Below are 21189 nucleotides of genomic sequence, written 5' to 3'. Positions count from 1 at the left end.
TGAACGATTCGTAGAGCAAATGAGAAAAGCTGGAAAATTCTATAACGCTCCGGTACCTCAACTTGGAATTATGATGGAGTCAGGAAAGGTCAGAATAGACACAATGACATTAAAAAAAGAAGATTATCTAATAGATTGTAATTTGCGCCTGAATTCTGAAAAGGAAGTATTCCTGCACACATTAAAACCTAAATCGTCAGCTGAGTATATGACGGATTACAGTCATAATACGACCATGGAAAAATATGAGAAAAATATTTTACAAGAAGGAGACATCGTTCTCATGTTAAAACTATACAATTATGAAAAATACATTCTAATTGCAAAGGTGGTGGAACCAGAATGATGCTTCCTTTTATAGATGCGGAAGAAAATGAAATACAGGAAGAGCAATACATTCCTAAAGAGTATGGAATCAACTTCGAAACAGGACAACTTTCCGGGAAAATTGTGGAAGGTTTTGATGCCATACTTGTATGGGCATGGATTGCACTACATACCGCACGATATAGGTATTACATATATTCTGATGATTACGGTCAAGAATATGATGAGCTTGTAGGAAAAAGCTATTCGCAGGAATTAATACAGTCAGAATTGGAGCGCATGACAGAGGAATGCTTAATGGAAAATCCATACATTACGGGAATTGAAAACTTTTCATGTGTTAAAAATGATGAGAAAGTAACCATATCATTTTCGCTTATAACATCACTTGGAGACGGGGAGGTGAGCACAAATGTATGAGGATATGACCTACGAAACTATCATGCGCGAAATGATGGAAGATATGCCTGATGATGTAGATACATCAGAAGGCAGCTTGATCTTTAATGCCTGTGCGAAACAGGCGGTACGCCTGGAAGAAGCTTATCTGCTCCTGTCCGGGCTTGAACAGAATATGTATGCAGATACAGCCGACTTAGAACATTTGATACGAAATGGAAATGAAAGAGGTGTATATATCAATGAAGCTACATATGCTGAATTCACTGCTCAGTTCAACTGTGCAGTGCCAGAAGGGTCCAGATGGAATTATGACGAATATAATTACACAGTATTCAATGTAATCAGTGAGGAAGAACACACATATCGAATCGGATGCGATAGTCCTGGATCTGAACCCAACCGAATGCTGGGGGATTTAGAACCAATTGAATTCGTGGATGGATTTGAATGGGGAAGAATTCTGAAATGCACTCTTGAGGCCACAGATCAGGAAGAAGTGGAAAGCTATAGGGCCAGGATTCTGAACACATACAATTATCGCGGCTTTGCAGGAAACCGGGAATATTATAAAAGCCGAATTAAAGAAATGAGCGGTGTATACGGATGCAAACTTAACAGAGTATCAGCGCCGGAAGATAAAATAGCGATAACAATCATAGGTAGTGATTATCGTACACCTTCAAGTGACGTTATTAATACGGTTCAGACGAAAGTGGATCCTGTGGCGAATAGTGGTGATGGAGTTGGCATTGCACCAATCGGGCATAGGGTTATTATTTCGGGAGTAGGAGAGACAGAGGTCAATATAAAGACAAAAATAACTTATGATTCCGGATACTCTTACGAAGATTTAAAAAGCTATATTACGAAGGCAGTAGACAACTATCTTTTGGAACTTCGAAAAAAATGGGAAGATAGTAATGCAATTGTAGTTCGTATTCTACAGATAGAGTCAGCAATTGTACAGATTGATGGAGTTATTGATGTTGCTGGGACAACAATAAATGATTCAGAACAAAATCTGCAGATTACAAATGGCACGGTACCGGTAAGAGGTGATATCACATGCACGTAAACGTTGAGTATCCGGAAGTGATACTAAATATAAAGGATGTTAAAGCGGCAATTGATGCTGGAGATAAAGTTGGAGATATTCTGGAAAGAGCACTGTTCGAATTGGACAACGATATCTGCATACGATCTTCTGAAGAGTCTGGCATTGCACATAGAGAAAAGATTCTCGGGATTAATCCACGGGATACAGATTCTATAGAAGACAGGCGATTGGAAGTGCTTCTCAGATGGTACGACAGCCCTCTGTACACAGAAACTGTACTAAGACAAAAAATGGACGCAACTCTGGGAGAGAACCAGTATGTATTAAAAATCAACTTGAATACAAAAACTGTCTTTTGCCTTGTTGAGCTGACGCGAAAGAGGATGCAGAAAAGCGTGATTGATATGCTTGATCAGATGGTACCATTGGATTATTTGATATCCGTAGCACTCAGATACAACACGTGGAAAAAAATAAATGAAAATCTGACATGGCAGCAGGCACTACAGAAGACATGGCGCATGATGAAAGAAGAGGTATTGTAATGCAGTACACAGAACATTTTAAGTTTAAAAAGCCTGACTACGAGGATTTTGCCGACATTAGTGATATTAACGAAGCACTTGACCAGTTGGACACAAAATTTTATGAGCAGGAAAGTGAAATTGACAAAGCGGTGGCGATAACTGGGGAACTGGCGGTTGTCAAACAGACAACGCAAGAAATGAAGGTGCAGATTGAAACATATACACATCAAATTCAAAAGAACACAAATAATTTAGCTGTGAGTATGTCTGATATTGCGAAATTAACATTTCAGCTGCAATTAAAAGATCTGATTGATTCTTCAGACATGACGCAAGTAACTATTGATGAGATAGATTCTCCAGACGCCGTTGTGATTATCTCCGGAACTTATGCTGACAAGAAGGTATATATATGATTGAACCTCTATCACTGCAGAAAAAGGGCGAGGTTCTTCTGAACACGATCATCTATCCGATGCTGCTTCATTTCCCCAAAAGTGAGAAGTTTGCTCTCTGCCAGGAGATGAAACAGAGCTGTTACAGAATGATCCGGGAGAGTATTCAGTATCAAACAGCACTGAAGCGTGATAAACTCTATTACCTGAAACAGATCGATGCGGAGTTGAAATACCTGCTTGTTTTAACTTCTGTGTCACGAGGTCAGAAATATATCACGCAGAAGAAGGCAGAACAGCTGCAAGACAGCATCGCGGAGATCGGAAGAATCACCGGCGGTCTGATGAAAACTGCATAAAAACATTGGGTTATGTCTGTTTGGGCTTATCGTGGCTACAATGGCGCGCGCAACTGGAACAACAACAATTCGAACAATTACAACAACAATATCGGCTGGCGCCCCGCACTATCTTACACATACGACTGCTAAGGTTAAGGCTTTGACAGCGTGACTTATTAATTAAGAATAGGGGAGACATAATCCATCGCTTCAGACCAGAAGCGTAAACACATGAACAAAGACATTAAACCGAATCGAAAGGAAGCTTTAATGTCACTATACGAAAGAATTTACGACATAAGAAATCTGGAGGAATCATACAAGCGGACACAGAGCGCTGAAAGAAAATATCGCAAAGAAGCAATTTACTTCGCGATGTCGAAGGAAAGAAAGCTCAGAGACCTTCAGAAGGAGCTTCAAGACAAAACGTACCGCTCCGGCAGCTACATAGAATTCTATGTATTTGAGCCAAAGAAACGTCTTGTACATGCCCCGCATATCCGGGACAAGATCGTTCAGTTCTCAATACATACTGTGCTTCAGGGGATTTACAGATCGGTATTTATAAAAGACTCTTACGCCTGCCTGGAAGAAAAAGGCACGCATGAAGCAGTGCACCGCATCCAGCACTATATGCGCCTGGCGCAGTGGAAGTATGAAGAACCTTACATTGTTAAGATTGACGTGAGAAAGTTCTTCTATTCCATAAACCGGGACATCCTTAAAACAATATACAGAAAGAAAATACCGGAATCAGAACAGGATTTTCTCCGGATTCTGGACATGATCGTGGACAGCAGCCCGGAGGGCGAGAGAGGATTGCCACTGGGTAATGTGACCAGTCAGGATTTTGCGAACATCTACCTAAATGAAGTGGATCAGTTCTGTAAGCGGTACCTGGGATTAAAGTGGTACGTCCGGTACATGGATGATATCTGCATTATTGTTAAGGATAGAGAGACTGCAAGAGATGTTCTTGCAAAGATCAGAACATACGTGAAAGACCATCTTGATCTTGAACTAAACGAGAAGACTCACATCTATCCGTTAGCCCAAGGAATTAACACCCTTGGCTTCAGGATTCATACAACGCATCTGGAAGTAAGAAACAGCTCCAAGACAGCTATGAAACGCAGGATCAAAAAGATTGATGAAAAGGTGCAATCTGGAAGGCTGACAAAGAAGCAGGCACAGCAGGCTGTAAACGCCTGGTTTGGACATGCCAGACACAGCAACAGCTACAACCTGGCCAAGAAAATATTCGAGAAATATGATTACATTCAGATTGAAGATAAAGATTGGAAATTTGGGGATATAAGCCCCAAGAAAAGAAAGGAGTTAGGAAACTATGGCAAACGGAACCATACATAAACTTGGTACACTGTATGTGGCGAATGCAAAGAAAGCAAGACCTACGAAGCCATGGTACAGCACAAACGGATCCGCACCGTCCACAGGAGACCTGTTAGACTACGGAAACGGATCGAATGCTATTGAAATCAAAGACACAGATTCAAATGATGCCTATAAATTGCAATGGGTGGAGATTAACGACGGAAGTGATAAGATTCTGATCTGCGACAGGAATTTACTGCGTAACATTACATGGGACAGACTGAACGCATTAGGATTCTGTGGAGCAAAAGGGAGCGGTAAGAAAATAACCATTGACGGACAGCAGTATGAATTGTTCATGTTGACCGGCGGAGCGAGTTCCTCTGCGCAATCAGAAACCACAGCATCAAACGAATGGGACAAATACATTGGAAATCTTGGAAAGTTCTCTGGACTTCCGACACCACAGAGTCAGGATCTTCAGAACAGCAGCTCATCTGCCAACTTCGAAACAGCTCACAATAAGATCTGGAACTGGGCCAGTTGCTATAGCTGGTGTCAGAACACAACAACAAATGGAAGTTCATACAGGGCTTATCGTGGCTGCGATGGCGCGCGCTACTGGTACAGCATCAGTTCGAACTATTACAACGACCGTGTCGGCTGGCGCCCCGCCCTCCGAGTTCTGAACGCTGCCCCAAAGATTACCCCGGCCAGCAAAAGTTACGGCGAACTGAACAAACCAATAAACATTGACTACGCCATAAATGATTCCGATGGTGATAAATTCAACATCAGCGTAAAGATCGACGGAACACAAAAGGAATCCTACCAAAGCCAGTCCTCCGGGAGCTTCTCACTTGTGCTAAGCAAATACTGGTCTGCATTAAGTATCGGAAGCCACACTGTGGCGATTAGTGCGACAGACACAAAGAACGCGGCAACAACAGTCACGTACACCTTCACAAAGAAGAACGGCCCTGCTGCTGCTCCGACGATCATATCTCCAGCAAACGGAGAACGCCGGGACAGTGACTTCTATGTAGAATTCAACATCGGAGCAGATTCTGAAGGGGATACACAGACGCTCAAGGTTCAGATGTCCGGGAACTCAGGATTCTCAAACAGCCAGGAATTTACGAGCCTTGAAAAAAACGCAGGCGGGCAATGGATATCTGCAGCATCCGCATCGAACGAAGATGTAGGAACTAAATTCAGAATAAAAGTAACCGGGGCATCCGGGGAAGTATATCTGAGAGTTGTTTCAACAGACTCAGGAAGCCTCTCTGAAGCAAGATCATCTGCAGTGCATATCCGCATCGGGACTATTCTGGACGTACAGACACATCCACAGGAAACTGCCGACAGAGCACAGAAGATGGTTGTTCTTTTAGACCTTGTTGCAGATGACAAGGTTACAAAAGAGATCTGGGTCGCAAACAATGCGAACGATGCTTCTCCGGTCTGGGAGACTTACGCTCCGGATTCAGCGGGCAATCATACATTTCAGAACGCTGCAAAGGCCGCAGAGAAATGGGCTGTTGCGGCGAGAGTGAAGGTTACAGCAAACAACTCAACAGGAGAGATTGCCTTAAGAGCGATCGGAATGGGGGTACTTTAATGCGTGACGTGAAAAAGACCAGAAAAGCAGAAGATACAGAGAAGCAGATTCAGAATGACAGTGCGATCGGAGAGCTGAGCATTATGTTAGCTCAGATGCAGGAACAAAATGACAGCGCGATCGGAGAGCTGAGCATCATGCTGGCTCAGATAATGGGAGGAACAACAGAATGAAATTTGATGAAAACAGCGGTCTTGTAAAGACCTGGGTAAGATTAGTAGAAAGCGGACAATACTCAAAAGAACAGGTTCCGAACATCGGAAACCTGCGTGAGGTTGTTTATAAAATTCTGGAGAAAGGAGGATCTGGCAAATGAAGTTTACAAAGAACAGTGGTCTTGTAAAAACATGGGTATCTCTGGTGCTTACTGGGGTATACACAAGAGAACAGGTGCCGAACTTATTTAATCTCCGTGCTGTAGTAGGAGAGTGCCTGGATGCGCTGGAAGCGGCGTGAGAAAGTTACAAAAGGGGTGGTGCAAATAAGGGACGCACTGCCTCTTTTAAATTGCGCCGGCGCAATTGCCAGAAAGGAAAAAGAGATGGAAACAATCATTTCAGCCTGCATCAGTGCGGCGGTTACATTAATTGTATGTGTGATCAGCAATAATGCACAGCAGGAAAAGACACGAACTCTTATGGAGTACAAGCTGGAAGAGCTGACTAAAAGAGTAAATGAACACAATAACCTTATCAAAAGAACTTATGCTCTGGAAGAAAAAATGAGTGTACATGAGGAACAGATTAAGGTTGCGAATCATAGAATAGAAGACCTGGAAAGAAAAGGAGAATGATTATGGAACAGATCACAAATTATGTAAAACCGGAACTCATCGTAGTAGCTATTGCTTTATATTTTGTAGGAATGGCACTCAAACAGGCACAGGCAGTAAAAGATAAGTATATCCCGCTTATCCTTGGCGGAATCAGCATTGCAATCTGCGCGATCTATGTGTTTGCCACCTGCACTTGCGGTACCGGACAGGATATTGCAATGGCAATCTTTACAGCAATCACACAGGGAATCCTGATTGCTGGTCTTTCTACATATGTGAACCAGATTGTAAAACAGGTGAATAAAGACGAATAGGGGATGAGGAATCATCCCTTTTGGAGGAAATGCTTATGGACAAGCAAAACATAACCGTTCTGAGAAAAATTCTGTATGCAGTGGAATCGGGAGATCAGATATATGGTAGGCAGGACTATTCTTGTTTCGCCGGTGCAGGGGCAAATTGCGACAATGAGACTGCAATTACCATCGGGGCAGGCCAGTGGTACGCAGGAGAAGCAAAAGAACTGTTACACAGGATCCAGAGAGCCAATCCGAAACTGTTTAAGGATATGGACAATGCCGGGATGGAATCTGATCTTCTGATGAAGAACTGGGATACATACGCCGTGACAGCAGAATCCGCGAAAGGTCAGTGCATTATTAGTATCATCAGCACTGACTTGGGAAAGAAATGCCAGGACGAGTACATGGAAGACCAGATAAAAGCGCATATTCCGATTATTGAAAAAGCCTACGGAATTATGCCAGATAGCGCCATGATGGAATGCATCAATATCCTGCACCAGGGTGGCTTTGATGCACTGAAAAGAGTCTTATCTAAGACTCTGGAACCATACACCGTAGACAAGATTTACGCAACACTGTGTCAGGATCCTACAGACCCGACTCCAAATCAGGTAGGGGATTACACAGACAGACAGAAGGCTGTCATAAACATGATCCGTACATATGCTGATAGCATAGATAAGGAAGAAGGTGTTGAAATGACAAAAACAGAAAAAGCAATAAGACAGATGGAGACATGGGCGAAAGATGACTCCCATGGTTACGATCAGGACTACCGCTGGGGAGAAAAGGGAGATTACGATTGTTCATCTGCTGTGATCCAGGCATGGCAGAACGCCGGAGTTCCGGTTAAGTCTGGTGGTGCTACATACACAGGAGATATGAAAAATGTGTTCTTGAAGAATGGATTCAAAGACATTACCGCTTCTGTCAACAGAGGAACCGGAACAGGGTTAAAGCGTGGCGACGTGCTGCTGAACGAAGCTCACCATGTTGCAATGTACTGTGGAGCTGGCAAAGAGGTAGAAGCATCCATCAATGAGAAAGATACCGCACATGGCGGACAGCCGGGAGATCAGACCGGAAAAGAGTTTCTGATTCGCAGCTATAGAAATTACCCTTGGAATTGCATTTTGCGCTATGCCGGAGATACGGTCACATCTGATGTGGAGAAGAAACAGAACACAGTAGCTTATGTAGCTAGAATTACTAAGGATTGCAAATGCTACAGTGCAGCCGGAAAGACTCAGGCGAAAATGTTCCCGGTGATTAAAAAGAATGCGGTTGTAGATGTGATGAAATACACCGAAACCGTAAAGGGCAAGAAGTGGTACTTCATCCGGATCCCGCATCCGACAGAAGGGTTTGTTTTTGAATTTGTTCCGGCAGGGTATTTCAAAAAGCTTGTTTAACCTGTATAATATATAAAAAAGAGCCACAGGATTTTACTCCTCTGGCTCAACAAGATATTGTATCATTTTTCGGTATTTTTATATTATAGGGTATTGCTATCCGGGCCACCATACTGGCTCATGATATACTGTGCGATTTTTGCGTTCGGCTGTGTAATATTTACCGGATATTGAAGTCTTTTTTCATAATTCCACATAAACTATCTGCACGCTCCTTCCTTTTCCCATGGGAATGGCTGTTCCATCCATTTCCAGATGGTTTCTTCACTTTGGTCTGTACTGTCAATAGTAAGAGGACCAAACATTTCAGCATATTCTTTTAAGAGTTTTTTTCGTTCCTGCACAAGTTCTCTGCAATAAACAAGCGCTTTCTCATCACAGGGATGTGTATCGAGATATAAGTGCATATCATTTACTGCAAAGCTGACCTGATCAATTCGTTCTAACATCTGTCGCTTTGAACAATTCTGCCTCATCTGCGCGCACCTCTCTTTCCGCAAAATGGCTTACATAGCTGTGGAAAAACAGTTCCCACGTTCAATGCATATTTTAAAGGATAATTTTCTATAAATTCCTGACATGGTACATAGGCCATTGCAGGTTCCAGATGCTGCAAATGAGAAAACATTTCATGACTTTTTCCATTACTTCCAGGCATTATACAATTACAGTTCTCTCTGGTTTCATTTTCTCTATTTTTACAGGAATATCCCTGATCATTCATTTTTCTGTCTACAGGTTGAGGTCTGTTCATGCCACAGGTTCTGTTATACGGTCGGCCGCATGAACGTCCCATGTGATAATTCTCCATAAACATTTCCTTTCATTATTATAAATCTGTTTACTCTATATTTTATGTCATGTTATGAAAATCGTGACCAGTGTGCCGACAAGTTGATTCTTGAAACAATCTTGCAGGATAAATTTTTTTATTTCAAGGCGTAGGAGAGAGGCGTAGCGGTGGCTACGGCGACCGACGACAACGCGGAAATAAGAAATTTAGACGTAAGATTGTTCAAGAAATCAACTTGTCGGTACACTAGCTGTATATGGATTTTCATAATTACGACAAACCATATCTTTTGCGTTAGTTAAACCAGATATTGTAATTTGGTTGCTGTTCGCACGCCACTATCCCGCGAGGTGTTTTGGTATGCATATGCCAAAATCCCGAGACATATAAGCCAAAATTCCATTGCAGTAGGCAATCTGGAATTTTGGCTGCGTTACTGAGAACGAAGTGAACAGTAATGTAATTTGATTTTGACAGAGATATAAAAATTACTATATATTAAAGAAGAAAAATGTTATACTACATGGGAAACAGAATTCAGACGAATAGCCAGGAGGTACTATATAAGATGAAGCTTACAATACTGGGAACCGGAAATGCAAAAGTAACGAAATGTTATAATACCTGTTTTACATTAAACGAGGATAAAGAATATTTTATGATAGATGGCGGCGGTGGAAGCACCATTTTGAAACAGTTGGAAGATGCCGGAATCAGCTGGAAGGATATCCGTACGATTTTTGTTACGCATAAACATATCGACCATCTGCTGGGAATTATCTGGATGCTCCGTATGTATTGCCAGGGAATGGCAAGAGGACAGTTTGATGGTGAAGTAGTAATCTACGGACATGACGAAGTGATCTGCCTTCTGAAGCAGATGTCCCAGATGCTTCTGACTGCAAAAGAAACCAAATACATTGGTGAGAAAGTACATCTGGAAGAAGTAAAAGATGGAGAAGAAAGAATGATTCTGGGACACAAGGTAATATTCTTTGATATTCTTTCTACAAAAGCAAAACAGTTCGGATTTTGCATGGAATATGCAGACGGAAAGAAACTGACCTGCTGTGGAGATGAGCCATATAATGAATGTGAACATAAATATGCAGTGAATAGTACCTGGCTTCTCCATGAGGCATTTTGTCTCTTTTCACAGGCAGATAAATTTAAACCTTATGAGAAACATCATTCCACAGTAAAGGATGCCTGTCAGCTCGCACAGGAACTGAATGTTGACAATCTGATTTTGTATCATACAGAAGATAAAAATATCTCCAGACGAAAAGAACTCTACACAGAGGAAGGAAAACCATATTATAAAGGAAATCTTTTTATCCCGGATGATCTGGAAATCTTTGAATTGTAATATAAACGGATAGTGAATTACAGCCCATACATTGCTGCATATTAAAAATGAAGTGATAATGCTACTAAGAAATATATATATTGCTAATTCTATTTTTATGATTTTGTGAAAATATAGCCGGACATATTCACAGACAAATACATCTGTCTACGGTACAATGATAATACACTGTTATAGCGTCCCTGTAAAGCCTGGTGGAAAACAGAATCAGCTTCGATCGGTTCTGTTACAGGATAACCCTCTGCCTGAAGTTCTTGCACAGCAGGGATTACTTCTGTCTGTTCCTCGGTTCAGAGAATACCATGTTCGCCGCAGTGAGGATTCAGACCTGCAATTGCCATGGTTCCGTCTTTGACACCTAATTTTTTGAGTACCTCAAGACTGTGTTTTACATAATCTTTGATACGTTCTTTGGTTACCATATCACAGGCCTTTCTCAGAGATACGTGACGGGAGAGGAAGAAAATTCTCATACCATGAACTTCAAACATGGTAAGAGGGTCTTCTGTACCTGTAAGTGCACCGAATATCTCTGTGTGTCCGATGTACGGAACACTTTTAAACCTATTATACGAAGGTGTTGATCTGGACGAGCTTTGTGTAGCTACATACCTTGTAGGCGCAAAAAAGACGAAGAGATCGTGATCAAAGCACAGATCATCGGTATCGAGCAGACAACAGGTTCCTGGGTAGACGTACCGGAAGAAACAGATGAGGTAAGAGCAAAATACGCATCTAAAGTAATCGGCATCTATGAAGTACCTGCTTTCGAGAACCAGATAAACGTAGATATCCAGGTTGCACCGGACGGAATGTGTTTCTACATCCTGAGAATCGGATATCCGGTAGTAAACATCAAGAACAACATCCAGCTGTTACTCGCAACGATCACAGGAAACATCATGTCAATGCCATTCCTGAAACTCCTTGACATCGACTTCCCGGAAAGCTTCGTAAAAGACTTCCAGGGACCGAAATTCGGTATCGAAGGAATCCGTAAATATCTTGGAGCAGAGAACAGACCGCTGGTCAATCGGATATTCGCAATCCGCTTTCGCTACTTGCTCATAACCGAATAACTGCTCCGCAGTTTATCAGGAGGGGCTTGTACCCCTCCTGATACAAGCAAGTCCCACCCACTGCTTATTGCTTCTCGCAATTGAAGCAGGGGACTTACTTGATTCGGTTAAACAACATGATCAAACCATGTACAGGATATACTCCTGAAGTTGGTGCAAAACTGTTCTTCGAGGCGGCAGCAGGCGGACTTGAACCGATTTTTGACGGAGATGTGAGTAACAGGTATGAGGTGGTTGATTTCTGCTGTGAAACGGTAAAAGAGTATTTTGATAACAGAACTTTATAATAGGCTGTAGCCTGTATGAGATGAAAAAATCCCCAGAACATAAGCTCTGAGGATTTTTTATTATGCGTATTTTTATTTATCTGCCCCATAATATCTGTCATCGCCGAAGCCAAGGATCAGCATGAAGATTGGCGGTAAGAAGATAAGGCCAATGGCGAATCCTGTGCCTCTGCCGAAGGCTCTTGCAAGCTTAATGCTGTACACAATACTGATGATGACAAGTATGATTTTGATCAGTATGACAAGCATGTAGACCGTTAAGCTTTCGCTTATTTCCAGAGTTCCCTGCAGATAAGAAGATATGATTCCCAGGATGAGAGTCAGCCAGAAATATGCGGGCTGCCATGCGATTTTATAAGAAATATAATCGCCATATATTGGAATAATACTTTTCCATCCGTCCTCTCCTGCTTTGGTAAAGATTCTCCAGTTGGCAATGATCTGCAGAAGCCACCATGCGAATGCGATCATCAGATACATACCGCCCAAGAGCATCAGACTACTGACAGCTATAAGTCCCATTTGTGTGTTCCCCCATTTCTTTTTATGAGATATGATACATGTATCATTGGTGTAGAAGTGTAGTTGAGAACTATGTTTGTTCTCCTGAAGTATTTATGCTAAACCCATTAAAGCATATTCTCAGGAGTTCGTCAATTATCAAAGAAGATTATAAATTTTATATTCGATAGTTGGCTACGTTACTGTAAGGAACAAAAATAACATTTGTTCATAAGTGAGAAAATTATTGTTGCTGTGGCGTAAAACATATACTGCCAGTGAATGAAAAGCTGATAAGAGAAGGGTATAATGAGTGTAATGAAGAATGAGTGAATTGGAAGATGACCATTGACTGATATAGCGAAATCTGATAGATGAAAAAGAACAGCAGTATTCTGTTTATTATAATGGAGAACTGGATAATATTTTCGAGGATGACACGGTAGAAGTAACCAGTCTACCGTTGAGAAAAAGTTTATTTGGGAATACCAATGGCGGGGAAATGCAGGTTGTTGTATTAGCAGACTGCAAGGTCAATAATATTAATCAGGCAGAGTGAGTTTATTAAACTCTTTTGCTTGATTTGTGTTATAATTCTTTTATAGCGAATAAATTGCAGATCAAACAGGGAGGAAATCACTATGCGAAAGAAAATGAAACAGATATGTTGTATATTATTATCCTTGATAATGTGTTTAGGTATGCCAATACCAACAGTGGCAGCTTCGTCAAAATATAAAACTGCTGTTGCAAGTTACAGGCAGTTGATCTGGCAGTCTGGAGGAGACTACAAGATTGTAGATCTCGATGGAAACGGAGTGCCGGAACTAGTAGTATATAATAGTTCAAAATGGGCTAACGAAGTATATACATATAATGTAAGTACAGGTAAAAAGAAATGTGTAAAAAGTGTTAGCGTAGGAAAAGGATATAATATGCGGGCACAGTATTCTAAGAAAAAACATCAGGTAGCATTACCTACAGCTAATACAGGTGGAAATTCCTTATATATCTATAAGATTAAAGGACAGAGTGCAATAAAATCACTGGAAGCAGAATATCTTAATGGCCGTTATGGAAGATTTGATCCGGCGTACAGACAGGGATATAAGATTAACGGAAAAAGAGTCAGCTATGCAACATATAAAAAGAAAGTTTCTTCTGCTCTTAAAGGATTTATATCTATAGGATAATCCAGTTATTGTAATTGCAAAAATATCGGATATTGTTCAAAGTTTGGTAAAACTCAGAAAAAAATCACAAATGATATTGAAATAAATGCCTGTATGTAGTATAATCAGACGCAGATAAAAGAAAATTCTTCGGGGTTGTGGTGATCAGCATCAGCTGAGATTCCCTACCGGCGGTTATAGTCCGCGACCCGCTTAGGCGGCTGATCTGGTGGAATTCCAGGACCGACAGTATAGTCTGGATGAGAGAAGAACACGCGATATTTACCATACGTGCTCATTACCCCGGATATATAATCCGGGGTTTTTTATATGTTGAAGAAAATCTTCATTATATAAAAAGCTTGTGGAATTTTCTTTTAACAGGATATGAGATATATCCATAAAGAATAATTTCAAAGGAGAGAAACAGTATGAGTGAACAGGTATTAAGAAATGGAAATGCGATGGCGAGAAGTAAGACGAGGACTATCACACAGATAGCCATGCTTGGCGCTATCGCAGGAATTTTAATGAATCTGGAGTTTCCGCTTCCTTTCCTGGCACCGACTTTTTATCAGCTGGATTTTTCAGAAATCCCGGTACTGGTTGGCTCATTTGCAATGGGACCGATCGCAGGTGTACTGATCGAGTTGGTGAAGATTCTTGTGCATCTGGTAACAAAGGGCTCTATGACAGCAGGTGTAGGCGATGTGGCAAACTTCATCTTTGGATGTACATTTGCAGTTCCGGCAGGTCTGATCTACCGTTACAAATCTGTTAAGAGCAGAAAACATGCAGTGATCGGAATGGCAGTTGGAACCGTACTTACAGCAGTAGTTGCATGCTTTATCAATGCATTCGTGTTACTTCCGGCATACGGAAAGGCTTTTGGAATGCCGGTAGAAGCATTTATCGAAATGGGAAGTGCAGTACACAGTTCTGTAAATAATCTTCTTACATTTGCAGCAATGATCATTTTCCCATTCAACATATTCAAATATGCTCTGACATCCCTGATCGTATTCCTGATCTATAAGAGAATCCGTGTAGTTCTCAAGGGAGATTGATTTTATATCTGATAAAGAATAAATTGGCAATCCAATAAATAAAAAAGAAGAACAGTCGTATGATGAAAAATCTGTGGCTGTTCTTTTTATGTGCAAAAAATAATTACGGAAATTTTCAGACAGACTTAAAAAAGATACGATAATATGGTAAGATAAAACAGACGATATAAACATCAGAATGTGAGGTTTATGAATAGCGAAAGGAAGTATCCATTATGGGACAGATACATAATATTGAGAAACTGACAGACTGTAAATTTTTGAATTTGTATCATTTAAATGCAACAAGCATTCACAACATTCCTGTGTCATATTTTGTGGCATCCCGTGCGAAGAGTATTAACGAATTAAAAATAAAAACAGGTAAAAATACTCCGGATGGTGTAATTATTTACAGTCTTTACGGAGAGAAAAAAGACAGGGTTGTATTGGTACGTCAGTACAGATATGCAATCGGCGGATACATCTATGAATTCCCGGCAGGTCTGGTAGAACCGAACGAAGAATTCCATGAGGGTGCAGTAAGAGAAATGTATGAGGAAACAGGACTGAAATTCACACCGCTGAAAGTAGATCCTGCATTTGAGAAACCTTATTTCACAACGGTTGGCATGACAGATGAATCCTGCGCAACTGTTTATGGATATGCGGAAGGTGAAATCAGTAAAGATGCACAGGAAGACACAGAGGAAATTGAAGTTGTACTTGCTGACAGAGAAGAAGTAAAGAGGATTCTGCGTGAAGAAAATGTAGCAATCATGTGTGCATATCAGCTTATGCATTTCCTTCGGGATGAAGAACCTTTTGCATTTTTGAAGGAAGAACTTTAACCAAATCAGGCAAGTAGCGAAGCGGATGATTTTATCTGCTTGATTAAGGAGAATTAAGGGAGGATTAAAATAATGGCAAAATGGCAGAGAAGCTTTTTTCAGCCGGTGCTTCCGCTGGGAGAAGATGGACGGAGAGTTACAGGAAGTAAAGAACACATTGCACTTTCCAGAATGGCAGCAGGAGAGGGAATGGTCCTTCTGAAAAATGAGAAAAATACACTTCCGATCCGGAGAGGGACGAAAGTCGCACTCTTTGGTAAGGGTACTGTAGACTACGTAAAAGGCGGCGGAGGAAGTGGCGATGTAACTGTAGAATATATCCGTAATCTTTATGAGGGCATGAAGATTAAAGAGGATGAGGGAAAAGTAGAAGTTTTCGATAAACTTGCGAAATATTATGAAAAAGATATTCAGAAACAATACGCAGATGGTGCAGTACCAGGTATGACAGTTGAGCCGGAGCTCCCGGATGAACTTCTGAATGAAGCGCGAGAATATACAGATACTGCAGTAATTGCCATTTGCCGTTTTTCAGGCGAAGGATGGGACAGAAAATGTGAAGCAGCACAGGATGGATACGTTCTTGACGGAGAGGAAAAAAGAAACTCCGAGTTGTCAGCGAAGATTTTTGAAAACGGTGATTTCTGCCTGACAAATGCAGAGAATGCCATGGTAGAGAAAGTAAAGAAAGCATTCCTACATGTAATCGTAGTGATGAATGTTGGCGGTATCGTGGACACGAAATGGTTCAGAGACTGTGATGAGATTCAGTCAGTACTGATGGCATGGCAGGGCGGTATGGAAGGTGGTCTTGCAACAGCAGATATACTTTGTGGTGATGTTAATCCATCTGGTAAATTATCCGATACTTATGCAAAAGATCTGGAAGATTATCCATCCACAGCAAACTTCCATGAGTCTGCATTCTATGTAGATTACACAGAAGATATCTATGTGGGATACCGTTACTTTGAAACAATTCCGGGTGCAGCGGAAAGAGTAAATTATCCGTTTGGGTTTGGACTTTCCTATACAGACTTCGACTGGAAGATGACTGGTGCTTCCGAAGAAAACGGTGTGATCACGGTTCTTACTGAAGTAACCAATACAGGAAAAACAGCAGGAAAAGAAGTTATCCAGCTCTATTACGGAGCACCACAGGGGAAACTTGGAAAGCCTGCGAAAGTACTGGGGGCATTCAAAAAGACCAGTCTTCTTCAGCCGGGTGAACGTCAGATCCTTACCCTGAAAATTCCTGTGAATCAGATGGCATCCTACGATGATCTGGGTAAAGTATGCAGATCAGCCTATGTTCTGGAGGCAGGAGAATATGCGATCTATATCGGTACAAATGTAAGAGATGCAGCGAAGATCGACTTTACATATGTAGTAAAAGAAGACACAGTAACTGAGCAGTTAAGCCGGAAAGCAGCGCCATATCATCTTCAGAAACGTATGCTTGCGGACGGTTCTTATGAGGAACTTCCACAGCGTGAATATGTGGAAGAAGAAGGACTTCCGAGACAGGATAAATATGCCATCGGTCTTCCATGCCCTGATACAAGAGGACAAAAAGGAATAGACTTTCTTGATTTTCTTGATTCCAAGGGAGTTCGCTTCTCTGATGTAGCAGATGGTAAAATGACATTGGATGAGTTTATGGATATCCTGACATTGGATGACTGTATCAATCTCCTTGGCGGACAGCCAAACACAGGATGTGCCAATACATTTGGAATGGGAAATCTTCCGGAATACGGAGTCCCGAATGTGATGACTGCAGACGGACCAGCCGGACTTCGTATTCTTCCGAAATGCGGAGTGAACACAACTGCCTGGCCATGTGCCACACTTCTTGCCAGCACCTGGGATGAAGAACTGGTAGAGAAAGTTGGTAAAGCAGGAGCAGAAGAAGTAAAAGAAAATAATATCAGTATCTGGCTTACTCCTGCCTGCAACATCCACAGAAGCCCGCTCTGTGGCCGTAACTTTGAGTATTATTCTGAAGATCCGTACCTTGCAGGAAAGACAGGTGCAGCTATGGTAAGAGGCATCCAGTCTCAGCATATCGGAGCAAGTGTGAAGCATTTTGCAGCCAATAATAAGGAGACAAACCGTAAGGATTCTGATTCCAGAGTATCAGAGAGAGCACTCCGTGAGATTTATCTGAAACAGTTTGAGATCATTGTAAAAGAGGCTCATCCATATACAATTATGTCCTCTTATAACCTGATCAACGGCATCCACGCTTCAGAGAACAAAGAACTCCTGACAGGTATTCTCCGGGATGAATGGGGATTCGACGGACTGGTTACAACAGACTGGTGGACCTTCGGAGAGCATTACCGTGAAACAAAGGCAGGAAACGATATCAAGATGGCAGCAGGATATCCGGAACGCATAAAAGAAGCTTACGAAAAAGGTTTTATTACTGAAGAAGAAATCTGTCGCAGCGCAAGAAGAATCCTGAATATGATTCTGAAAATTGACTGATGAGTATCACTAATATTTTATACAGGAGCAAAAAAGATAATGGATGAGCGTAAACGAAGTTTAAGAAAAGAAATAGTCAGGCTGGCACTTCCGATCGCACTTCAGCAGTTCATGACAGCCCTGGTCGGAGCATGTGATGCGATCATGCTGGGAAAGTTAAGTCAGGATGCCATGTCAGCCGTATCACTGGCTACACAGGTTACTTTTGTATTTAATCTGTTTATGTTTGCATTTATGGCAGGCGAGAATATGTTTGTGGCACAATATTATGGAAAAGGGGATTACATAGGTATTTCCCAGGTGTTCAGCCTTGTGACAAAGATTTGTGGATGTATTGCAGTAGTATTTCTGGCAGGAACCCTTTTCTTTCCGGAACAGCTCATGAGAATCCTGACAAATGAGGAAACTCTGATCGTTCTGGGAAGTGAGTATTTAAGAGTCATCGGCATTTCCTATGTGTTTTCGGGAATTGCACAGACTTTCCTGGCAATCATGAAGAACTGTGGTTCAGTAAATATGAGTACCCTGATCAATGGGGTTATGGTAATTCTCAATATCGCATTGAATGCTGTTTTCATTTTTGGCCTGTCCGGCTTCCCGAAGATGGGGATTAAAGGTGCTGCACTGGCAACCGTACTTGCAACAGTTGTGCAGTTCCTGTGGAGTGTTGGTTATGTATTGTGCAGGATTAGAGCTGTGAAATTCAGTCTCAGAAGCTGTGAGAAAAAGTTATTTGGCCGTTTCTGGCAGAAAGTCGTTCCGTTATTGATCAATAATCTTGCATGGGGAATAGGTTTTTCCATGTATTCTGTGATCATGGGACATCTGGGAACGGATGCTGTTGCCGCCAATGGAATAGCGAATATTTCCAAAAATCTTGTTGTATGCTTCTGCCTCGGACTTGGAAATGCAGGCAGTATCATAGTGGGAAACCGTCTTGGTGCAGACCGTTTGCAGGAAGCAAAAGAGGTAGGCGAGACACTTACCAAAACTGCGATTATTGCAGGAATTGTATCAGGTCTTGTCCTGATCGCCTTATCCCCATTTATCACAAAAATGGTAGATCTCACCCTGACAGCCCGCGGATATCTGCAAAAAATGCTGCTGATCTCTTCCTATTACATCGCAGGAAAATCAGTAAACTGTATGACAATAGGAGGAATCTTCGCAGCAGGCGGAGACTCCAAATTTGGAATGCTGTGTGATTCTGTAACTCTGTGGTGTATCATTGTTCCTCTGGGATGCATCTGCGCATTTATCCTGAAACTGCCGGTTATGGTTGTCTACTTTGTACTCAATCTGGACGAGATTATTAAACTGCCGGTGGTCTATAAACATTATAAGAAATATAAATGGATTAAGAATCTTACATAATTTTACACGCTTCACAGGCACATATACCGGATATCCGGGACTATGTGCCTGTTTTGTTTTAATGATATTTATGCATCCGTACATAATAGCTGATGCATAAGATCACAGTGGCTCCGCTCCATGCTGCAATCTCTGCAAAGAAAATACCGTCCTGTCCGATAAAATGGGGAAGAATCAGTGCAGCACTGATACGCATGACAAATTCAGCCATACCACTTACCATAGGCATTAAGGTATCTCCCAGCCCCTGAAGTGCAGATCTGTACACGTACAGAAAGTACAAAACCCAGAGCATGGCAGCCATAATAGAGAGGTATTTAAAAGCAATTGCCAGTACCTGCTGTGTCTGCTGCGGTTCACCTGAGATGAAAAGTGAGAGAATATTTTTTCCAAATAAAAACATGGCAGCAGAAATGATCAGTGAGGTAAGCAGGGAAAGCAGCATACTGCTGCGGACGCCTTTTCTGATCCTGTCAATCTTTCCGGCTCCCAGATTCTGACCCACATAGGTAACGATGGCATATCCATAGGAAATAGCAGCCATTTCCAGCAGACCATAAAGCTTGTTTGTAGCTGTAAATCCTGCCACAAAAAGGAAACCGTAGCCATTGATCACATACTGGACTACCAGACCGCCCACACCGATGATGATATTCTGGAATACAACAGGAATACCAAGTTTCATCAGGCGGACATTCATACCGGAGGCAGGCATAAAATCTGCTCTGGTCAGATGAACAATATCAATTCTGCGTAAAATCAGAAAACAGTAAACAGCAGAGAAGCTCTGTGCGATTACAGTTGCGATTGCTGCTCCTGCCACACCCCATCCGAAGCCTGCCACAAAAAGGAGGTCCAGTGAGACATTCAGCACAGATGCGATGATCATTGCAGTCAGTGGTGTTTTACTGTTTCCCATAGCCCTTAGAGCAGAGGCAAACATATTATAGGCTGCTGTGGCCGGGATTCCACAGAAAATGATGCGCAGATATAACAGAGACATTCCGATAATATTGGAAGGTGTATGCAGCCATGTTAATACCAGCGAGGCAAATGACTGGCTGAGAATCAATACTCCGGCTGCGATGAATGCGGTCAGCCGGTAACTGTGAGTCAGAGATTTACGCAGATTTTCGAAATCCTTTGCCCCATAATATTGGGAGAGCTGAATGGAAAATCCCTGAGTGAGTCCTGTGGATATTCCTGTGACAACCCACATCAGAAAGTCAACAGCACCCAGTGCGGCAAGAGCCTCCACACCTGCAATCTGGCCAACAACCATGGTATCCATCATTGTATAAAGCTGCTGACAGATATTTCCCAGCATCAGGGGAATTGCAAAAAGAATGATCAACCGCCCCGGTGAACCGGAGGTCATATCCTGAATCTTGGTTTTCATTAGTATAAAAGTTCCTTTCCGGAGCATATTTGAAAAGATTAAGAATAATTTTTCGAATATGCCCTGATATTTACATTGATAATTTTATACCATTAACACGAAAAATGAAATATAATATTTTATCCGGATGATATAAGTTTATCTGTTATCGTAACCGCATATTTGTTACTGTTCACTCCGTGCCCAGTAACACGCTTCACGATGCACAGAATTTATGCTATTTGCATAAATTCGCGCGGTATGTCTCGGGATTTTGGCATTCTCATGCCAAAACACCTCGCGGGATAGTGGCGTGTGAACAGTAACGCATATTTGTTGCAATACACTC

26 protein-coding genes, 2 pseudogenes and 1 riboswitch are annotated in these 21189 nt (G+C 41.8%); of the genes and pseudogenes, 22 read left to right on the top strand and 6 right to left on the bottom strand.

Going from position 1 to position 21189, the window contains the following annotated elements; all coding sequences use genetic code 11:
• Positions 1–19: 19 nt before the first annotated feature.
• The 14 genes from ACTNC0_RS04845 to ACTNC0_RS04780 all read left to right on the top strand — a co-directional run bounded on the left by ACTNC0_RS04845 (position 20) and on the right by ACTNC0_RS04780 (position 8497).
• Complete coding sequence (locus tag ACTNC0_RS04845) at positions 20–346, top strand: hypothetical protein (protein WP_441086533.1); 327 nt, start codon at positions 20–22, stop codon at positions 344–346.
• Entirely contained in the window at positions 343–747 is a 405-nt protein-coding gene (locus ACTNC0_RS04840) for a DUF2634 domain-containing protein (RefSeq protein ID WP_441086532.1), read from the top strand. The genes ACTNC0_RS04845 and ACTNC0_RS04840 overlap by 4 nt, the downstream gene beginning before the upstream one ends.
• Positions 740–1804, top strand: a complete 1065-nt coding sequence (locus tag ACTNC0_RS04835) for a baseplate J/gp47 family protein (protein ID WP_320856650.1) — start codon at positions 740–742, stop codon at positions 1802–1804. Before ACTNC0_RS04840 ends, ACTNC0_RS04835 begins: the two co-directional genes overlap by 8 nt.
• Positions 1795–2331 carry a putative phage tail protein gene (locus ACTNC0_RS04830; protein ID WP_320856651.1) on the top strand — a complete coding sequence of 179 codons (537 nt, stop codon included), beginning with the start codon at positions 1795–1797 and terminating at the stop codon, positions 2329–2331. Before ACTNC0_RS04835 ends, ACTNC0_RS04830 begins: the two co-directional genes overlap by 10 nt.
• On the top strand, positions 2331–2729 hold the full coding sequence (locus tag ACTNC0_RS04825) for a hypothetical protein (protein ID WP_320856652.1): 399 nt from the start codon (positions 2331–2333) through the stop codon (positions 2727–2729). Before ACTNC0_RS04830 ends, ACTNC0_RS04825 begins: the two co-directional genes overlap by 1 nt.
• Entirely contained in the window at positions 2726–3067 is a 342-nt protein-coding gene (locus ACTNC0_RS04820) for a four helix bundle protein (protein WP_320856653.1), read from the top strand. Before ACTNC0_RS04825 ends, ACTNC0_RS04820 begins: the two co-directional genes overlap by 4 nt.
• A gap of 213 nt (positions 3068–3280) precedes the next feature.
• Entirely contained in the window at positions 3281–4420 is a 1140-nt protein-coding gene (locus ACTNC0_RS04815) for a reverse transcriptase domain-containing protein (RefSeq protein WP_441086531.1), read from the top strand.
• On the top strand, positions 4398–6005 hold the full coding sequence (locus tag ACTNC0_RS04810) for a hypothetical protein (protein WP_441086530.1): 1608 nt from the start codon (positions 4398–4400) through the stop codon (positions 6003–6005). Before ACTNC0_RS04815 ends, ACTNC0_RS04810 begins: the two co-directional genes overlap by 23 nt.
• Positions 6005–6178, top strand: a complete 174-nt coding sequence (locus tag ACTNC0_RS04805) for a hypothetical protein (protein ID WP_182465818.1) — start codon at positions 6005–6007, stop codon at positions 6176–6178. The genes ACTNC0_RS04810 and ACTNC0_RS04805 overlap by 1 nt, the downstream gene beginning before the upstream one ends.
• Complete coding sequence (locus ACTNC0_RS04800; protein WP_320856657.1) at positions 6175–6321, top strand: hypothetical protein; 147 nt, start codon at positions 6175–6177, stop codon at positions 6319–6321. The genes ACTNC0_RS04805 and ACTNC0_RS04800 overlap by 4 nt, the downstream gene beginning before the upstream one ends.
• Positions 6318–6461: a hypothetical protein gene (locus ACTNC0_RS04795; protein WP_182465816.1), complete on the top strand. Its 144-nt coding sequence runs from the start codon at positions 6318–6320 to the stop codon at positions 6459–6461. Before ACTNC0_RS04800 ends, ACTNC0_RS04795 begins: the two co-directional genes overlap by 4 nt.
• The gene (locus ACTNC0_RS04790; RefSeq protein ID WP_441086529.1) at positions 6442–6798 is read left to right on the top strand and encodes a hypothetical protein; all 357 of its coding nucleotides are present in this window, start codon (positions 6442–6444) and stop codon (positions 6796–6798) included. Before ACTNC0_RS04795 ends, ACTNC0_RS04790 begins: the two co-directional genes overlap by 20 nt.
• A 2-nt stretch (positions 6799–6800) precedes the next feature.
• Positions 6801–7094, top strand: coding sequence for a phage holin family protein (locus ACTNC0_RS04785; RefSeq protein ID WP_441086528.1), 294 nt, complete (start codon positions 6801–6803; stop codon positions 7092–7094).
• Positions 7095–7129: 35 nt separating this feature from the next.
• Entirely contained in the window at positions 7130–8497 is a 1368-nt protein-coding gene (locus tag ACTNC0_RS04780; RefSeq protein WP_441086527.1) for a peptidoglycan amidohydrolase family protein, read from the top strand.
• A gap of 98 nt (positions 8498–8595) precedes the next feature.
• Here ACTNC0_RS04780 and ACTNC0_RS04775 read toward each other — a convergent pair.
• The 3 genes and pseudogenes from ACTNC0_RS04775 to ACTNC0_RS04765 form a co-directional block, all read right to left on the bottom strand.
• A pseudogene (locus ACTNC0_RS04775) lies at positions 8596–8694 on the bottom strand (manganese catalase family protein); the annotation flags it as partial.
• 3 nt (positions 8695–8697) lie between these two features.
• Positions 8698–8973 carry a spore coat protein CotJB gene (locus ACTNC0_RS04770; RefSeq protein WP_117675056.1) on the bottom strand — a complete coding sequence of 92 codons (276 nt, stop codon included), beginning with the start codon at positions 8971–8973 and terminating at the stop codon, positions 8698–8700.
• On the bottom strand, positions 8970–9293 hold the full coding sequence (locus tag ACTNC0_RS04765; RefSeq protein ID WP_441086525.1) for a spore coat associated protein CotJA: 324 nt from the start codon (positions 9291–9293) through the stop codon (positions 8970–8972). Before ACTNC0_RS04765 ends, ACTNC0_RS04770 begins: the two co-directional genes overlap by 4 nt.
• Before the next feature lie 565 nt (positions 9294–9858).
• Here ACTNC0_RS04765 and ACTNC0_RS04760 point away from each other — a divergent pair.
• Positions 9859–10659 carry an MBL fold metallo-hydrolase gene (locus tag ACTNC0_RS04760; RefSeq protein WP_441086524.1) on the top strand — a complete coding sequence of 267 codons (801 nt, stop codon included), beginning with the start codon at positions 9859–9861 and terminating at the stop codon, positions 10657–10659.
• A 131-nt stretch (positions 10660–10790) separates the two neighbouring features.
• Here the strand turns inward: ACTNC0_RS04760 and ACTNC0_RS04755 are convergent.
• A pseudogene (locus tag ACTNC0_RS04755) lies at positions 10791–11213 on the bottom strand (4-hydroxythreonine-4-phosphate dehydrogenase PdxA); the annotation flags it as partial.
• A gap of 87 nt (positions 11214–11300) precedes the next feature.
• On the opposite strand from ACTNC0_RS04755, the gene ACTNC0_RS04750 reads away from it, so the two are divergent.
• A complete protein-coding gene (locus ACTNC0_RS04750; RefSeq protein WP_441086523.1) occupies positions 11301–11738 on the top strand; it encodes a hypothetical protein in 438 nt (145 codons plus the stop codon).
• A 98-nt stretch (positions 11739–11836) separates the two neighbouring features.
• A complete protein-coding gene (locus ACTNC0_RS04745; RefSeq protein WP_441086522.1) occupies positions 11837–12025 on the top strand; it encodes a hypothetical protein in 189 nt (62 codons plus the stop codon).
• Between the two features lie 72 nt (positions 12026–12097).
• On the opposite strand, the gene ACTNC0_RS04740 is transcribed toward ACTNC0_RS04745, so the two are convergent.
• A complete protein-coding gene (locus tag ACTNC0_RS04740; RefSeq protein ID WP_441086521.1) occupies positions 12098–12547 on the bottom strand; it encodes a DUF5684 domain-containing protein in 450 nt (149 codons plus the stop codon).
• A 680-nt stretch (positions 12548–13227) separates the two neighbouring features.
• Between ACTNC0_RS04740 and ACTNC0_RS04735 the strand changes: the two genes are divergently transcribed.
• The 5 genes from ACTNC0_RS04735 (at position 13228) to ACTNC0_RS04715 (ending at position 19462) form a co-directional block, all read left to right on the top strand.
• Positions 13228–13719 (top strand): hypothetical protein, encoded by a 492-nt coding sequence (locus tag ACTNC0_RS04735; protein ID WP_441086520.1) that lies wholly within the window; start codon positions 13228–13230, stop codon positions 13717–13719.
• A 121-nt stretch (positions 13720–13840) separates the two neighbouring features.
• Positions 13841–13974, top strand: a riboswitch (FMN riboswitch).
• A 155-nt stretch (positions 13975–14129) separates the two neighbouring features.
• A complete protein-coding gene (locus ACTNC0_RS04730) occupies positions 14130–14765 on the top strand; it encodes an ECF transporter S component (protein WP_026649844.1) in 636 nt (211 codons plus the stop codon).
• A gap of 215 nt (positions 14766–14980) precedes the next feature.
• Positions 14981–15595: an NUDIX hydrolase gene (locus ACTNC0_RS04725; protein WP_441086519.1), complete on the top strand. Its 615-nt coding sequence runs from the start codon at positions 14981–14983 to the stop codon at positions 15593–15595.
• A gap of 72 nt (positions 15596–15667) precedes the next feature.
• Positions 15668–18088, top strand: a complete 2421-nt coding sequence (locus ACTNC0_RS04720) for a glycoside hydrolase family 3 C-terminal domain-containing protein (protein ID WP_441086518.1) — start codon at positions 15668–15670, stop codon at positions 18086–18088.
• 39 nt (positions 18089–18127) lie between these two features.
• On the top strand, positions 18128–19462 hold the full coding sequence (locus ACTNC0_RS04715; RefSeq protein ID WP_441086517.1) for an MATE family efflux transporter: 1335 nt from the start codon (positions 18128–18130) through the stop codon (positions 19460–19462).
• A 58-nt stretch (positions 19463–19520) separates the two neighbouring features.
• Here the strand turns inward: ACTNC0_RS04715 and ACTNC0_RS04710 are convergent, their stop codons facing one another.
• On the bottom strand, positions 19521–20861 hold the full coding sequence (locus ACTNC0_RS04710) for an MATE family efflux transporter (RefSeq protein ID WP_441086516.1): 1341 nt from the start codon (positions 20859–20861) through the stop codon (positions 19521–19523).
• Between the last annotated feature and the right edge of the window lie 328 nt (positions 20862–21189).

It is taken from the genome of Blautia sp. HCP3S3_B11 (genome assembly GCF_052064435.1).
GTDB lineage: Bacteria > Bacillota > Clostridia > Lachnospirales > Lachnospiraceae > Blautia_A.
The sequence above is the reverse complement of the archived record's forward strand: the minus strand, read 5'-3'. Positions and strand labels throughout refer to the sequence as shown.

Bases quoted from the DNA above. Each gene is read 5' to 3' on its own strand.
- ACTNC0_RS04845 (WP_441086533.1), top strand. From the start codon at position 20: ATGAGAAAAGCTGGAAAATTCTATAACGCTCCGGTACCTCAACTTGGA.
- ACTNC0_RS04840 (WP_441086532.1), top strand. From the start codon at position 343: ATGATGCTTCCTTTTATAGATGCGGAAGAAAATGAAATACAGGAAGAG.
- ACTNC0_RS04835 (WP_320856650.1), top strand. From the start codon at position 740: ATGTATGAGGATATGACCTACGAAACTATCATGCGCGAAATGATGGAA.
- ACTNC0_RS04830 (WP_320856651.1), top strand. From the start codon at position 1,795: ATGCACGTAAACGTTGAGTATCCGGAAGTGATACTAAATATAAAGGAT.
- ACTNC0_RS04825 (WP_320856652.1), top strand. From the start codon at position 2,331: ATGCAGTACACAGAACATTTTAAGTTTAAAAAGCCTGACTACGAGGAT.
- ACTNC0_RS04820 (WP_320856653.1), top strand. From the start codon at position 2,726: ATGATTGAACCTCTATCACTGCAGAAAAAGGGCGAGGTTCTTCTGAAC.
- ACTNC0_RS04815 (WP_441086531.1), top strand. From the start codon at position 3,281: ATGAACAAAGACATTAAACCGAATCGAAAGGAAGCTTTAATGTCACTA.
- ACTNC0_RS04810 (WP_441086530.1), top strand. From the start codon at position 4,398: ATGGCAAACGGAACCATACATAAACTTGGTACACTGTATGTGGCGAAT.
- ACTNC0_RS04805 (WP_182465818.1), top strand. From the start codon at position 6,005: ATGCGTGACGTGAAAAAGACCAGAAAAGCAGAAGATACAGAGAAGCAG.
- ACTNC0_RS04800 (WP_320856657.1), top strand. From the start codon at position 6,175: ATGAAATTTGATGAAAACAGCGGTCTTGTAAAGACCTGGGTAAGATTA.
- ACTNC0_RS04795 (WP_182465816.1), top strand. From the start codon at position 6,318: ATGAAGTTTACAAAGAACAGTGGTCTTGTAAAAACATGGGTATCTCTG.
- ACTNC0_RS04790 (WP_441086529.1), top strand. From the start codon at position 6,442: ATGCGCTGGAAGCGGCGTGAGAAAGTTACAAAAGGGGTGGTGCAAATA.
- ACTNC0_RS04785 (WP_441086528.1), top strand. From the start codon at position 6,801: ATGGAACAGATCACAAATTATGTAAAACCGGAACTCATCGTAGTAGCT.
- ACTNC0_RS04780 (WP_441086527.1), top strand. From the start codon at position 7,130: ATGGACAAGCAAAACATAACCGTTCTGAGAAAAATTCTGTATGCAGTG.
- ACTNC0_RS04770 (WP_117675056.1), bottom strand. From the start codon at position 8,973: ATGAGGCAGAATTGTTCAAAGCGACAGATGTTAGAACGAATTGATCAG.
- ACTNC0_RS04765 (WP_441086525.1), bottom strand. From the start codon at position 9,293: ATGGGACGTTCATGCGGCCGACCGTATAACAGAACCTGTGGCATGAAC.
- ACTNC0_RS04760 (WP_441086524.1), top strand. From the start codon at position 9,859: ATGAAGCTTACAATACTGGGAACCGGAAATGCAAAAGTAACGAAATGT.
- ACTNC0_RS04740 (WP_441086521.1), bottom strand. From the start codon at position 12,547: ATGGGACTTATAGCTGTCAGTAGTCTGATGCTCTTGGGCGGTATGTAT.
- ACTNC0_RS04735 (WP_441086520.1), top strand. From the start codon at position 13,228: ATGCCAATACCAACAGTGGCAGCTTCGTCAAAATATAAAACTGCTGTT.
- ACTNC0_RS04730 (WP_026649844.1), top strand. From the start codon at position 14,130: ATGAGTGAACAGGTATTAAGAAATGGAAATGCGATGGCGAGAAGTAAG.
- ACTNC0_RS04725 (WP_441086519.1), top strand. From the start codon at position 14,981: ATGGGACAGATACATAATATTGAGAAACTGACAGACTGTAAATTTTTG.
- ACTNC0_RS04720 (WP_441086518.1), top strand. From the start codon at position 15,668: ATGGCAAAATGGCAGAGAAGCTTTTTTCAGCCGGTGCTTCCGCTGGGA.
- ACTNC0_RS04715 (WP_441086517.1), top strand. From the start codon at position 18,128: ATGGATGAGCGTAAACGAAGTTTAAGAAAAGAAATAGTCAGGCTGGCA.
- ACTNC0_RS04710 (WP_441086516.1), bottom strand. From the start codon at position 20,861: ATGAAAACCAAGATTCAGGATATGACCTCCGGTTCACCGGGGCGGTTG.